Below are 13,809 nucleotides of genomic sequence, written 5' to 3' on the forward strand. Positions count from 1 at the left end.
TTGAATATTTTCCAGAAAGGAAGGATGTTTGTGTGGAAGACGGCTTTAACTAGTTTAGTGTCGGCGGTAATAGGCGGGTTGTTGGTGTTTTTTGCTCTGCAAGCGACAGTGCCCGTTACCAAGGGGAAAGTCATCAATCAGGTCGTCCGGGAATCGGGCGGGCAAAAAACAACCGGAGGGTTAACCGGAGGCGACATATACAAGCGTTTTGCCCCGGGTGTTGTTCATATAAAGTCGGTGTTTACCGGTGTGAGGAGCGACTTTTTCGGGTTTAGCGTTCCCTTGCAACAGGAAGCCGATGGCTCAGGTTTTATCGTCGACAAATCGGGCCTTATTGTAACCAATGCCCACGTGGTCCAGGATTCGAACTCCACGGCGAACAAAATCACGGTGCTTATGGGTGATCAGCAAGAGGTGAGTGCAAAGCTTCTCGGTACCGACCCCAGCACGGATATCGCCGTGCTAAAGATCGATCCGCAAGGAAAGACGCTGAGGGTGCTCGATCTCGGCGATAGCTCGAAACTTCAAGTAGGCGACGACGTGTACGCAATCGGCTCGCCGTTCGAACTTGACGGTACGCTAACGCAGGGTATCGTAAGCGCCATAAATAGGACCATCGACTCACCAAATCAACAGTTTAAAATCAGGGGTGCTATCCAGACCGATGCAGCGGTAAATCCTGGTAACAGCGGCGGACCGCTTTTAAACGCATTTGGCGAAGTTGTCGGGATAAACTCGCAGATCGCCTCGAACTCGGGTAGCTTTGCGGGTATCGCATTCGCCATCCCAAGCAACACGGTAAAAGAGATCGTCGGGCAAATTGAGAAAAGCGGAAAGGCCAGCCACCCGTGGCTCGGCATCGGCGGCATAGAGGTCGGCAAAGATATGGCAAAGCTTCTCAAGCTTCCGGTCGACCACGGTGTTATGATAGCCCAGGTAGTACCGGGAAGCCCGGCTGAAAAAGCAGGACTTAAAGCCAGCAGCCAAAGCCTTGTTAATAGCCAAACGGGCCAGCGAATTCCGGTCGGCGGCGATATCATCGGCAAAATTGATACCATCAGCGTCCTTACGATGGATGACATCTTGAATTTTGTTGAAAAACACAAAGTTGGCGATAGGGTTACCCTCGAGGTATATCGCGGTAAAGAAAAGAAGCAAGTCACATTTGCACTGGGTGAGCGCCCGCAGAATTTAGTGCAGAGCCCGCAAAACTAGGTATAGAGCCCACCCTACATATTGTAACCAGAGGCCTCTTGGTAACACGGCACGGGAGCCGGTTAAACCAAGAGGCTTTTCTTGTTGAACTATTATTGTGCTTGGTTTAAAATGTGGTTTGAATGTACACAATTTTGTGCACAAAGGAAGATATGAGACTAGTAAGGATCGGCGACAAATTAGTCGACCGCGACCGGCTCTCAAATATTATTACCGAGATATTGCATCGTCGTGCCGTCGGCGCAACGCAGCAGGAAGTGGCCCTCTCGATGGGTGTTGAGAGGTCATTTGTGTCGCATTTGGAAGGCCTCGCCGAAGTCAGACGCGGTAATCGTATAGCGGTTATAGGGTTTCCCATAGCAAACAAGGACGACATCGAGAACGTGGCGCAGGACTTTGCGGTTGATTTCGTTTATATCTTAAGCGAGGCCGAGCGCAAGGAATATGTAGGCAGAAAAAGCAGCGCCGAGATATTTAACGAGCTGCTCGACATTCTTGCCAGCCTGAAGGACTACGACGTCGTTATATTCCTGGCCTCGGACAAACGCATCGCGACCATGGAAAAGATACTGGACAGGGAGATTATCGGTGTACCGATCGGAAACTCGCCGATACGGCGCGACCGGAAGGTCGACCCGAAGATGCTCTACGATGTTCTGACGAATGTGACAGAAGGGAAGGAACCGGGCGATGAAGCGTATAGTAAGCGCAAGTTTAGGATCTTCAAAAAGAAACCACAAGGTCGAGGTTAACCTCCTTGGAGAAGACTTGACAATCGAGCGCATCGGGACCGATGGAGATTTCGATAAGGCCAAGGAAATGCTACGGCAACTCGACGGCAATGTTGATGCCATCGGCCTTGGCGGCATCGATCTTTACCTGGTAGCGGATGGTAAGAAATATATTATAAGAGATGCGCAAAAGCTCAGGTCGGTTGTCAAAACGACACCGGTTGTAGATGGAAGCGGCCTCAAGGATACACTTGAGCGTGAGGTGGTGCGCTACCTTGCAAATGACGCGAAACTGCCGCTGGCGCAGAAAAAAATCTTGATGGTGAGCGCTGTCGACCGCTTTGGCATGGCTGAAGCACTCCACGAGCTTGGATGCGAAATCCTCTTCGGCGACCTTATTTTCGGCCTTAACCTGCCAATTCCGATACACACGATGGGCTCGTTTAAAGTGCTTGCCAAGATGATATTACCGGTAGTTACCAAAATGCCATTTAAGATACTTTACCCGACCGGCAGCAAACAGGAAAAAGAGCCATCCGAGAGTTATGCCAAGCACTATCGGGAGTCGGATGTCATCGCCGGCGATTACCTCTTTATTCGTAAATACATGCCGAAAGATATGCGTGGCAAGTGGATACTTACCAACACCACCACCAAGCAAGACGTTGACGATTTGCGCGAACGTGGTGTGGAGCTGCTAATCACAACAACCCCCGTCTTTGAGGGGCGTTCGTTCGGCACCAACGTGCTCGAGGCAGCCTTGCTATCGCTTTTGGGTAAGAAATGGGAAGAGGTAACGCCTCAGGATTATCTAGATATTTTAAAAAAACTTAATTATATACCCAGGATTGAGAAGTTAAACTAACGATGCATGGGCTTAGCCCTGCGTTGTTTCATTAAGGAGATGCTATGGAGACTTTTGGCTTTTTAGTGCATCCAATGGATATCAACGATGTCACGAAGAAGTATAAAATCGCGAATAAAATTAATCCCAAAGTTGTCGCCAGCGTGCTGAAGCGCCGTAGGCCTTTTGTAATCTCTGAGATAACCGGCATAAAATCGATTACCGGCAAAGAGGCCATGGGCTGGTTTATCATTGTTCCGTTCCTGCCGCACCAGTTTTATGATCTTGATCAGGATTACGTGATTGAAAAAATCGCCAAGGCATGTGAGATCGGCAGAAAAGAGGGCGCCGGCATTATTGGTTTAGGCGCCTTTACGGCGATTCCCGGAGATGGCGGCAGAGTGGTCGATAACCTTTCTAAGGTACCGATTACCACGGGAAATACTTACACCGTTGCGACTGCGATCGAGGGGGCGGTAGAGGCGGCGTCGCGCATGGAGATAGATATCTCAGCCGCCACGCTTGCTGTGGTCGGTGCGACCGGATCGATTGGAAGCGCAGCTACCCAGGTTTTGGCAGATCGGGTTGGCGAGGTCGTATTGATCGGGCGAGATCAGAAAAAACTTACCAATCTGAGCGAGCAGGTAAAGGCCAAAAACAAACATGTTAAAACTTCCACATCTGTTTCTTCAATCCGCTCCGCAGATATCATCATCACCGTGACCGGAGCCGCGAATACCGTTATCGATCCGGATGACGTAAAACCGGGTGCGGTCATCTGCGATGTTGCTCGGCCCAGGGATGTCGCAGAACTCGTGGTGAAACGCCGAAAAGACGTGTTGGTAATCGATGGCGGCATTGTAAAAGTCCCCGGGCAGGTTGATATACATGCTCTCACAGGGTTGCCAAAGGGAACGGCGTTGGCGTGTATGGCCGAGACTATGATGCTTGCCCTAGAGGGAAAATACGAAAGCTATTCAATCGGCAAAGATATAAGCCTCGATAAAGTAAACGAGACCCTGGCGTTTGCGAAAAAGCATGGGTTTAAACTGGCTGGGCTTAGAAGCTTCGAGAAAAAACTCTCCGATGCCTACATTAACAAAGTGCGTGAAAATGCGGGCATTAAGATGGCAGCCATACGATAATTTCGAACTTCGAATTACTAATGTCGAACGAATGTGGTCGAAAATGAGGGTTCACCACCTAGCCCTCCCTTGAGGGAGGAAATTTAATCAATTGTTTTTAATTCGAATTCGTAATTCGAAAGCTAATCCAATATGAGTTTCTGCCGATATTACTTTTAAGTTTTTAGAAGTAAATTCGCATCCCCGTTTAAAGTTTTTTTCGTTGCACAAATAGTCGCATGAATAGTTGATATAACTAAGTGATCTTAACATTAATGCTGTCGTTCGACCGTGTTTAAAATGCAGGTAGGGACTTGTCTCCCTGCAAAAGCGCGAAATATTTTGACAAGTTAAGAGCATTTTCCTATAATACGTAGCTAGTTCGCATGAAACCAGCACTGTTGGTGAGTGCTTCTTACATGTAAAGGAGCGAAAGGTTTTGTCAGAGAAAGAAATTATACTCACAAAAGACGGTCACAATAAATTAATTGAGGAACTACGTCATTTAGAGACGACTCGTCGCAAGGAAGTCGCCGCGAGGATCAAGGAGTCGATCGAGTTCGGTGACTTGAGCGAGAACTCTGAGTACGATGATGCAAAGAACGAGCAGGCGTTTGTCGAGGGCAGGATCATGCAGATCAATGATATGCTCTTACTGGCAAAGATCATCGAAGATGGCAACAACGGCGGTAAATCAAGGAAAGTCTCGGTTGGCTCGTTCGTCTTGCTGCTCGATCTTGAGTTTGGCGATGAGGAGGAGTACCAGATTGTCGGCTCGTTTGAGGCGGATCCAACGAATCACAAAATATCCAACGAATCTCCGGTCGGATGCGCTATAATGGGTAAGAAGGCGGGGGATGTCGTCCGGGTACGTGTTCCAGAAGGATTCCTGGAATATAAAATTATTAAAATCAGACAAAATAACAAAGCAAAGACCGACGGAGAATAATGCAGAAGGATTCGGAAGTAGAAGTATCCGAAAATATAGAGAACATAAATCAACTTATGAAACAAAGACTCCAGAAGCTGGAAGAGATGAGGGCTTCTGGAGAAACTGCGTTTAAATCTAAATTCGCACGCACCCACCTTCTGGCCGATGTCATCCATGCATACTCTGAGATCGAACCGGGTGAGAACACCGGGCAGGAGGTTACGGTAGCCGGGCGTATTATGGCTATCCGCAGGCATGGCAAGGCAAGCTTCATGGCCCTTAAGGATCGCACCGCGAGCATTCAGCTGTTCCTCTCTCTCGGCACGCTTGGGGAGGAGAATTATAAGAAGTTTCTCGATTATGATATCGGTGATATCGTTGGCATAACCGGTACGGTATTTAAAACCAGGCGCGGTGAGCTTTCAATCGATGTAAAGGACTTTACGCTGCTCACCAAATCGTTGCGGCCGCTTCCTGAGAAATGGCACGGCTTAAAGGATGTCGAGACCAGATACCGCCAGCGTTACGTAGACCTTATCATCAACCCACATGCGCGACAGACGCTTCTGACCAGGGTTAAGGTGGTTAAAGCTATTCGCAAATGGCTCGACAACCGCAATTTTCTGGAGGTGGAAACGCCCATGCTGCAGGCGATCCCCGGCGGGGCGACCGCACGGCCGTTTATCACACACCACGAGGCGCTTGATATCGATCTTTATATGAGAATCGCACCGGAGCTGTACTTAAAGCGCCTTATCGTCGGCGATCTTGAGCGCGTGTACGAACTCAACCGCAACTTCCGCAACGAGGGACTCTCGGTCAGGCATAACCCGGAATTTACCATGCTTGAGGTTTATCAGGCTTATGCTGATTATATCGATATGATGAACCTTTGTGAGTCGCTAATCAAATATGCCGCCGAAGAAGCCGTTGGTACATTAAAGCTTACCTATCAGGAGCAGCCGATCGATCTGTCGGGAGAATGGCAGCGCCTTACCATGATCGAGTCGATTGAAAAATACGGTGGGGTGAAAGTATCCTTCGACCAGAGCCTTGATGAGCTAAGAAAAATCGCATCCGAACACGGCATCAGGCTGGAAGAGCACTACGGCAAGGGACGTATCATAAACGAGTTCTTTGAAAAACTGGTTGAAGGCAAACTTTGGCAGCCCACCTTTGTCACCGATTATCCAACGGAAATCAGCCCGCTTGCCAAGAAAAAACCCGACAACCCCGATGTTACCGAGAGATTCGAGCTGATTATTATCGGTCTTGAAGTCGGAACCGCGTTTTCAGAGTTAACGGACCCCGTCGACCAGCTTACGAGGTTTGAGGCGCAGGTAAAACTGCACGAGTACGGCGACGAGGAAGCCCCGAAAGCAGTTGATTACGATTACGTGCGCGCCCTCGAATACGGTATGCCCCCAACGGGCGGGCTCGGCATCGGTATCGATCGCCTCGTCATGCTTCTTACTGATAACTACTCGATTCGCGAGGTTATCAGCTTTCCCCACATGAGGCCGGAGAAGGGTTAAAACCCCTGTTTTCTTTCTACAAGCCGGTATCTAAATTCACATGTAATTGCTATCTAGTCTTTAATGAATTAGGGTATGATAACCGATATATAGTACCAATACTTATGGGATCCTTAAACTTGTTATCTTGTTAGAATCAACGAGCTAGTGGATAGAAACCGCTATAGGTACTTACGACACCTTGGTTGCTTTCGCCGTGAGTGTTGATACATGGTAAAATGAACTCAACTGTTTGTCTCAAAATAAATGTGGGCATATTACAGTTGATAGCTGCGCAAATATTGTTTAGAAGGTGCATTGAGGCTAAGCTAGAGATAATAGAAGGGAGAATAAGCCGTGTTTGAGCGATTCACCGAGAGAGCGCGCCGAGTCGTCGTCTTCGCACAAGAAGAAGCGCGCATGCTGAATCAAAACTACATAGGAACAGAGCACCTTCTCCTGGGCTTGATTAGGGAAGAAGAAGGAGTGGCAGCTAGGGCACTTCAGAGTCTGGGCATCAGCTTGTATGATGTTCGTGCGCAGGTTGAAGAGATAATCGGCCGGGGCACCTCCGCTCCGGTTGGTCATATCCCGTTTACGCCACGAGCCAAGAAAGTGCTTGAACTTTCTCTCCGGGAAGCTCTTCAACTCGGGCACAACTACATTGGAACCGAGCATATCCTTTTAGGTCTTATTCGAGAAGGCGAGGGAGTGGCTGCGCGGGTGTTGTACAACCTGGGTGCCGATCTTGACCGCGTGAGAAACCAGGTTATACAGCTCTTGAGCGGTTATTATGGTAAGTCTGGTAGCGAGACCAGTAGCTATGGTAGGTCATATGGCGGCAGTTCTCTGCTTGATGAGTTCGGTCGCAATCTCACCCGGCTTGCTCACGAGAAGCAGCTCGACCCGGTTATCGGGCGCGAGAAAGAGATCGAGCGGGTTATGCAGATATTAAGCCGTAGGACGAAGAACAACCCTGTCCTAATCGGCGAGCCGGGCGTCGGCAAAACCGCAGTTGTTGAGGGGCTTGCCCAGAGGATAGCCAACAACGAAGTGCCGGATATCCTTAAGAATAAGGAGATATACACCCTTGATTTAGGCGCGCTGGTCGCCGGGTCGAAGTACCGCGGCGAGTTTGAGGAGCGCTTAAAGAAGGTTATGAAAGAGATACGCGAGCGGGGGGATATTATCCTGTTCGTGGATGAGATGCATAACCTGGTGGGCGCAGGTGCCGCCGAGGGTGCGATTGACGCTGCAAGTATACTAAAACCCGCACTTGCAAGGGGCGAGTTGCAGACGATAGGTGCGACCACGCTCGACGAATATCGCAAGCATGTGGAGAAAGACGCTGCTTTGGAAAGAAGGTTCCAACCGATCAAGGTCGGTGAGCCTTCGGTTCAGGAGACCGTAGACATCTTGAAGGGTTTACGCGAACGCTATGAGGAGCACCACAAAGTAACCATCACCGATGATGCATTGATCGCTGCAGCGCAGCTGGCCGACCGCTATATAGCAGATCGATTCCTTCCGGATAAGGCTATCGATCTTGTGGACGAAGCCGCTTCCAAAGTACGCATGCAAAGAATGGTCATCCCGCCGGAAACGATGACGATCGAGGAAGATTTGCGTAATCTGCGGCGCGAGAAGCAGGCGGCAATCGCGGTTCAGGATTTTGAAAAAGCAGCGGTGATTCGGGATAAAGAGCGAGGCATTGAAATAGAGTTGAGCGGCCAGGATTCGACCTGGGATGCGCTCGCTCAGATGCCGGTAGCAACGGTTACCGAGGAGCAAATAGCGGATGTCGTATCAACCTGGACGGGAATTCCGGTTTTCAGGCTGACGGAGGAAGAAACAACGAAGCTTCTTCGTATGGAAGACGAACTTCATAAGAGGGTTATCAGCCAGGACGAAGCCATTAAAGCCATCTCTAAGGCGATTAGACGGACGAGGGCCGGTCTTAAAGACCCGAAGCGCCCGTCGGGCTCGTTTATCTTCCTGGGACCGTCTGGCGTGGGTAAGACCGAGCTTGCAAAGGTACTTGCCGAGTTTCTCTTCGGCGATGAGGGCGCGCTTATCCAGCTCGATATGTCGGAGTACATGGAAAAGCACACCGTTTCACGTATGGTGGGCTCACCCCCGGGATATGTGGGCTACGACGAGGGCGGCCAGCTTACCGAGCAGGTTCGCAGGCGTCCGTATTCGGTTATATTGCTCGACGAGATCGAGAAGGCGCATCCGGATGTATTTAACATCCTGCTGCAGATACTTGAGGACGGCCGCTTGACCGATGCGCAGGGCCGTACCGTCGACTTTAAAAATACCATCCTGATCATGACCTCGAACCTTGGCGCCCGCTACATCCAGAAGAGTACGCCACTTGGGTTCGGCAAGAGCCAGGAGGGTATCGCCTACGATGATATGAAGAATAAAGTCATGGGCGAGATCAAGAAGACGTTCCGTCCCGAGTTCTTAAACCGTGTGGACGATGTCATCGTCTTCCATGAGTTGAGCAGAGACGACATCAAGCAGATCGTCGATCTCTTGTTTAAGAGGGTTATCGACCAGCTTAGAGAACAGGCCATCGATGTTGAACTCGATGAGGAGGCAAAAGATGTCCTGGTAAAAGAGGGATATGAGCCGGCGATGGGCGCACGGCCTCTGCGTCGCGCGATACAGCGCTTTGTTGAGGACCCGCTCTCTGAGGGTCTGCTCTCGGGCTTCTTTAAGGCTGGTGAAAAGATAATAATTACCGGGAAAGATGGTAAGATCGACTTTACCAAACTGGAGCCGGCGCAGATCGGCGCAGCCGGTGGGCGTGAATGAGTAAAACCAAATATATAGTCAGATGTCAGGCTTGTGGGTGCACCGCTCCAAAATGGTTGGGGCGGTGCCCCGATTGTGGTGAGTGGAATACCATGGTCGAGGAACCTCTTGAGCCTGACATTTCGTTTTCTTCCAGAAGGTTGGCCCCATCCGAACAGGCGCAGCCGATAACGGAGATTGCTGTTGAGAAAGAAAGCAGGATTTCAACCGGTCTGCCGGAACTCGACCGAGTCCTTGGCGGCGGTGTTGTGCCGGGATCGCTGGTGTTGATCGGTGGAGAGCCGGGCATCGGAAAATCAACACTGCTTCTTCAGATGGCAAATCAACTTGCGGGAAGAATCGGACGGGTGCTTATCGTCTCCGGTGAGGAATCGGTGCGGCAGATATCGTTAAGGGCAAACCGTCTCGGAGTGCTCTCACCGGATTTGCTGCTTCTCTCTGAAGTCGACGTGACTATGATCGATCACCAGGTGCGGATGCTTGAGCCGCAGCTGCTGGTGATCGACTCAATACAAACCATGTTTCACCCGGACATTCCGTCCGCTCCGGGCAGCGTGAGTCAGGTGCGCGAATGCACGCATTACCTTATGCGAATTGCAAAAAGTATCCATTTACCGACGTTTATCGTGGGCCACGTGACCAAGGAGGGCTCGATTGCGGGGCCGAGGGTACTCGAGCACATGGTGGATAGCGTCCTCTACTTTGAGGGGGACAACTACCAGTCATTCAGGATTATACGCGCTGTTAAGAACCGCTACGGCTCGACCAACGAGATCGGGATTTTCGAGATGACCGATGCGGGCTTGATCGAGGTCACGAACCCTTCGGCGCTCTTTTTGAGCCAGCGCCCGGAAAACTCATCCGGCTCGATAGTTATCGCTACGATGGAGGGTACCAGGCCGCTTCTTGTCGAGCTGCAGGCCCTGGTAACGGATTCGCACCTGTCTATGCCCCGGCGAATGGCGACCGGGCTTGATTACAACAGGCTCAACCTCATGGTAGCGGTGCTTGACCGCAGGTTTGGGGTGCGCTTGGGCCAGGAGGATATTTACGTCAACGTGGTTGGGGGCGTTAAGGTGAACGAGCCGGCCGCGGACTTAGGGATTGCTCTGGCCGTGGCATCGGCGCACAAAGATCTGGTGGTGTCGCCGGACGTGATAGCGATCGGCGAGGTGGGTCTGGCCGGCGAGGTACGGTTCGTAAACCAGCTTGAGCATCGCCTCAAGGAAGCCGCAAAGCTTGGTTTCAGGAGGGCGATTATCCCTGATCAGGAGCTGAAAAACCCCGGCTCTTTGAAACTGGATTTATTAAGGGCAAAGAACCTGGGTCAAGCGCTGGACTACCTTAGTTAGCTAAAGTTAGCTTAAACAGCTGAATTAGCATTAAAAAGCGAGCATTTCCCGCCGATGGATTTAATATTAAAAATTGGTTATCATTATCAACTAGTGCAAGCATAAGTGCAATAATAGTAACTAGTAGGCAAGTTTACATTTGGATATCTTTATCCAAATTCATGGTTCATGGTAATAGACCGGAGAATAGATTAGGAATCAACTTTGGGAGTATATATGCACTTCGACCGTCGAGCAGAGAAAGAGCTGGTAAGGGCGCTTGAGAAGGTCGCTCCGGGTACCGAACTTAGGGAAGGCCTGGAGCACATCTTAAGTGCACGCTTCGGTGCCCTTATCATCATCGGCGACGTTGAGGAAGTGGAGTCGCTCTGCAACGGCGGCTTTGAACTCTCGGTTGAATTTTCTGCACAGCGCCTTTTTGAGCTTGCGAAGATGGACGGCGCGATAATTATGGATCAGGGTCTAAGCCGTATTCTGCGGGCGAACGTGCACCTTGTCCCCGACCCAACCCTTCCAACCAGTGAAACGGGGATGCGTCATCGCACCGCCGAGCGTGTGGCCAGGCAGACAAAAGCCCTTGTCATTTCGATCTCGCAGAGGCGAGATATCATTTCGCTCTACCTCGATGGGATAAAATACGCCTTGCAGGATATCAGGATTCTGCTTGCAAAAGCCAACCAGGCCCTGCAAACGCTCGAGAAATATAAAGTCCGTCTGGATGAGGTTCTGGCGAACTTAAGCGCGCTTGAGTTCGAAGATCTGGTGACGCTTCTTGATGTGGTAACCGTATTGCAGCGCTCCGAGATGTTTGGGCGCGTCTCGCGTGAGATAGATCGCTATATCAGCGAACTGGGAACCGAGGGTCGTCTGATACGGATGCAGCTCGACGAGCTGTCCGGAAACACCGAAGAAAAGTCAACCACGATTATAAAGGACTATGCGCTTGAACCGGACAAGGTAGACGAGATTAAAGACAAGCTCGCCGATCTCACCCCCGAAGCGCTGCTTGATCTTAGTAAGATCGCTCAGATACTTGGATATGAAGAAGTCGTTGACTTGTTTGAGCAGCCGGTCCACTCCAGGGGATACCGCCTGCTAAGCGAAATCCCGAGACTTCCTTTAAGCGCCATAGATAAAATCGTAGGTAGGTTCCACAACCTGCAAGCAATCATGAACGCCAGCATTGATGAACTTAATTTGGTAGATAACATCGGTACCGCCAGGGCGAAGGCGATCAAAGACGGGCTTCAGAGACTTAAAGAATACAATATCCTCGAGCGCTACATCTAAAAGCGCAGAAGCCAGAAGCCAGAATCCAGAAGAAAACTTAAACTACATGAGGTTATACATGCCGAGCATTTCGAGGCGATTATTTTCCTTACACATTATCCTATCCATGTCCAATCCCAGAAGAGCACATATGCCTGCCAGGTAGAATAATGCATTTCCGAGTTCGTTTTCGAGGACTTCGGCGCAGTTTGGGCACAGGGAGCCCTGTAGGTGGGTTTGCATGAAATCGGCCAGCTCAGGAAGCGTTGCATTGTGGGGGATCGACTGCTTCGAGGCGTCTATCTTAAGACAGCCGCATGTTGTAACCGATTTTACGATCGCGCGGTTTACGTGGGCGCTTGCCTCCTGGAGCTTTGACATTACATCCAGAACGCTGCGATGGCGGACAAGGTACTCCGACACAGAATTTTGAAATTGCTGGCAGTTCTTGTCTCCCATATTCACCCCTTCGAGACGCTTCCGGCTTAATTTATGGTAGTAAATAATTCTTGCGTTTGTCAAGTTGAATTAGGGCTGGTACTATGTATCTTCTGTATCTGCTCGTAGCTAATGATGTTATTTCTATGCTATTCTAAAAATGCTAGTCGGTGCAGTAGTATAGTGCTGGAAGGGAGGTGACGTTGTAGAATACGCACATCGAAATAAAGTATAGGGGTGTTAGTAGTGTTACAGTTAATACGCATTGTATTCATTGTAACCGGCGCCATCGGAGCTTATGAATTGGCGAGCACCATCCAGCAAAACAAAACGATACCGTCCGATCAATATATATATGCACTTATCCTTTTTGTTATCTTAGGGGTCGGTATCGGTTATGTGCTAGGTGGTATCATTGGCCGTCGGTTGCTAAAATCGCTAACCTGGCTAGAAAATAAAGCGCAAAACCTACCGACAGCCGATCTTATTCTTGCACTTGTTGGTTTGCTTATCGGGCTGGCCCTAGCCGAACTAGTCTCGCTGCCATTCGGATTCATCCCGGGATCTTTGGCAATATTGCGATTCTCAATCACGATATTAGCATTTATACTGCTTGGATACTTGGGAATCAGTATCTCCCTAAAGAGGAAGGATGACCTACAATCGTTCTTGCGCTCAATACCTATTCCTAAAGCGCATAATCCCGAAAAAGGTCGGCTTGATCTTGGAACGTCAAAACTGCTTGATACAAGCGTTATTATTGACGGGCGTATAGCGGATGTCGCGAAGACCGGCTTTATTGAGGGCTCGCTTACGTTGCCGAGATTCGTTCTCAGGGAGCTGCAGACGATTGCGGATTCGGAAGACTCACTAAAGCGCAACAGGGGAAGAAGAGGGCTGGATATTTTAAAAAGCCTCCAGAATGAGCCGAGGTTGCGTCTGGAGATTCTCGAGCGCGACTATCCGGACCTGGGAGATGTCGATGCCAAATTGGTGAGGCTGGGCAGTGAGACGAAGTCTCCGATAATGACCAACGATTATAATCTTAACAAAATAGCCGAGTTGCAAGGCGTGCAAGTGTTGAACTTGAACGAACTTGCAAACTCGCTTAAGCCGGTTGTCCTGCCGGGTGAGGAGATGTTTGTCGGTCTTATCCGCGAGGGCAAGGAGGCCGGTCAAGGCGTGGGATATCTGGATGACGGCACCATGGTCGTCGTCGATGGTGGGAAAATCCACGTCGGGGAAGAAGTTGAAATAATGGTGACCAGCGTTTTGCAGACGCCGGCCGGTCGCATGATATTCGGCCGGATGAAAGATGGCGATAGACGCAGGTGATACAGGCGGTGAAACGACCGAAATGAATCTGGCCTTGATAGTTGCTGCGGGAAAGGGCACGCGTATGGGAGCGGAGGGCGGCAAGCAGTTCTTGCCGCTCGCGGGAAAACCGGTGCTTGCCCATACGCTCGCCGCTTTCCAACAGGCTTCATCGATCGACGCGATAATCGTTATTACCGCGGAAGAAAATTTCGATAGGTGTCTCTCCGTTATCGATACGTATTCTATTATAA

General features: G+C 50.2%; 12 protein-coding genes. 11 read left to right on the plus strand and 1 reads right to left on the minus strand.

The window, feature by feature from the left end:
- The 9 genes from COY37_RS04950 to disA form a co-directional block, all read left to right on the plus strand.
- On the plus strand, positions 1–1,215 hold a 1,215-nt coding region (locus COY37_RS04950), incomplete at its 5' end, for a S1C family serine protease (protein WP_286976504.1).
- A 152-nt stretch (positions 1,216–1,367) separates the two neighbouring features.
- Complete coding sequence (locus tag COY37_RS04955; protein ID WP_286678821.1) at positions 1,368–1,967, plus strand: hypothetical protein; 600 nt, start codon at positions 1,368–1,370, stop codon at positions 1,965–1,967.
- Positions 1,906–2,811 carry a DUF8754 domain-containing protein gene (locus COY37_RS04960; protein WP_286678822.1) on the plus strand — a complete coding sequence of 302 codons (906 nt, stop codon included), beginning with the start codon at positions 1,906–1,908 and terminating at the stop codon, positions 2,809–2,811. The genes COY37_RS04955 and COY37_RS04960 overlap by 62 nt, the downstream gene beginning before the upstream one ends.
- A gap of 44 nt (positions 2,812–2,855) precedes the next feature.
- Positions 2,856–3,935 carry a polysaccharide biosynthesis protein gene (locus tag COY37_RS04965; protein WP_286976507.1) on the plus strand — a complete coding sequence of 360 codons (1,080 nt, stop codon included), beginning with the start codon at positions 2,856–2,858 and terminating at the stop codon, positions 3,933–3,935.
- A 418-nt stretch (positions 3,936–4,353) separates the two neighbouring features.
- Positions 4,354–4,863 carry a transcription elongation factor GreA gene (greA, locus tag COY37_RS04970; protein ID WP_286678824.1) on the plus strand — a complete coding sequence of 170 codons (510 nt, stop codon included), beginning with the start codon at positions 4,354–4,356 and terminating at the stop codon, positions 4,861–4,863.
- The gene (gene lysS, locus COY37_RS04975) at positions 4,863–6,380 is read left to right on the plus strand and encodes a lysine--tRNA ligase (protein WP_286976511.1); all 1,518 of its coding nucleotides are present in this window, start codon (positions 4,863–4,865) and stop codon (positions 6,378–6,380) included. Before greA ends, lysS begins: the two co-directional genes overlap by 1 nt.
- A gap of 336 nt (positions 6,381–6,716) precedes the next feature.
- Positions 6,717–9,182, plus strand: a complete 2,466-nt coding sequence (locus COY37_RS04980; RefSeq protein WP_286678826.1) for an ATP-dependent Clp protease ATP-binding subunit — start codon at positions 6,717–6,719, stop codon at positions 9,180–9,182.
- On the plus strand, positions 9,179–10,534 hold the full coding sequence (gene radA, locus COY37_RS04985) for a DNA repair protein RadA (protein ID WP_286678827.1): 1,356 nt from the start codon (positions 9,179–9,181) through the stop codon (positions 10,532–10,534). Before COY37_RS04980 ends, radA begins: the two co-directional genes overlap by 4 nt.
- Positions 10,535–10,750: 216 nt before the next feature.
- Positions 10,751–11,824 (plus strand): DNA integrity scanning diadenylate cyclase DisA, encoded by a 1,074-nt coding sequence (gene disA, locus COY37_RS04990; protein ID WP_286976515.1) that lies wholly within the window; start codon positions 10,751–10,753, stop codon positions 11,822–11,824.
- A gap of 42 nt (positions 11,825–11,866) precedes the next feature.
- Here the strand turns inward: disA and COY37_RS04995 are convergent, their stop codons facing one another.
- Positions 11,867–12,262, minus strand: coding sequence for a nucleoside triphosphate pyrophosphohydrolase family protein (locus tag COY37_RS04995; protein ID WP_286976519.1), 396 nt, complete (start codon positions 12,260–12,262; stop codon positions 11,867–11,869).
- Positions 12,263–12,487: 225 nt separating this feature from the next.
- Between COY37_RS04995 and COY37_RS05000 the strand changes: the two genes are divergently transcribed.
- Positions 12,488–13,576 (plus strand): PIN/TRAM domain-containing protein, encoded by a 1,089-nt coding sequence (locus COY37_RS05000; protein WP_286678830.1) that lies wholly within the window; start codon positions 12,488–12,490, stop codon positions 13,574–13,576.
- Positions 13,557–13,809, plus strand: a 253-nt coding sequence (locus COY37_RS05005; protein ID WP_286976521.1) for an IspD/TarI family cytidylyltransferase, incomplete at its 3' end; no start/stop codon positions are given. The genes COY37_RS05000 and COY37_RS05005, both read left to right, overlap by 20 nt.

This window comes from Candidatus Aquicultor secundus, assembly GCF_002791875.1.
In the GTDB taxonomy this organism is placed as follows: Bacteria; Actinomycetota; Aquicultoria; order Aquicultorales; family Aquicultoraceae; genus Aquicultor_A; species Aquicultor_A secundus.

Bases quoted from the DNA above. Each gene is read 5' to 3' on its own strand.
- COY37_RS04955 (WP_286678821.1), top strand. From the start codon at position 1,368: ATGAGACTAGTAAGGATCGGCGACAAATTAGTCGACCGCGACCGGCTC.
- COY37_RS04960 (WP_286678822.1), top strand. From the start codon at position 1,906: ATGAAGCGTATAGTAAGCGCAAGTTTAGGATCTTCAAAAAGAAACCAC.
- COY37_RS04965 (WP_286976507.1), top strand. From the start codon at position 2,856: ATGGAGACTTTTGGCTTTTTAGTGCATCCAATGGATATCAACGATGTC.
- lysS (WP_286976511.1), top strand. From the start codon at position 4,863: ATGCAGAAGGATTCGGAAGTAGAAGTATCCGAAAATATAGAGAACATA.
- radA (WP_286678827.1), top strand. From the start codon at position 9,179: ATGAGTAAAACCAAATATATAGTCAGATGTCAGGCTTGTGGGTGCACC.
- disA (WP_286976515.1), top strand. From the start codon at position 10,751: ATGCACTTCGACCGTCGAGCAGAGAAAGAGCTGGTAAGGGCGCTTGAG.
- COY37_RS04995 (WP_286976519.1), bottom strand. From the start codon at position 12,262: ATGGGAGACAAGAACTGCCAGCAATTTCAAAATTCTGTGTCGGAGTAC.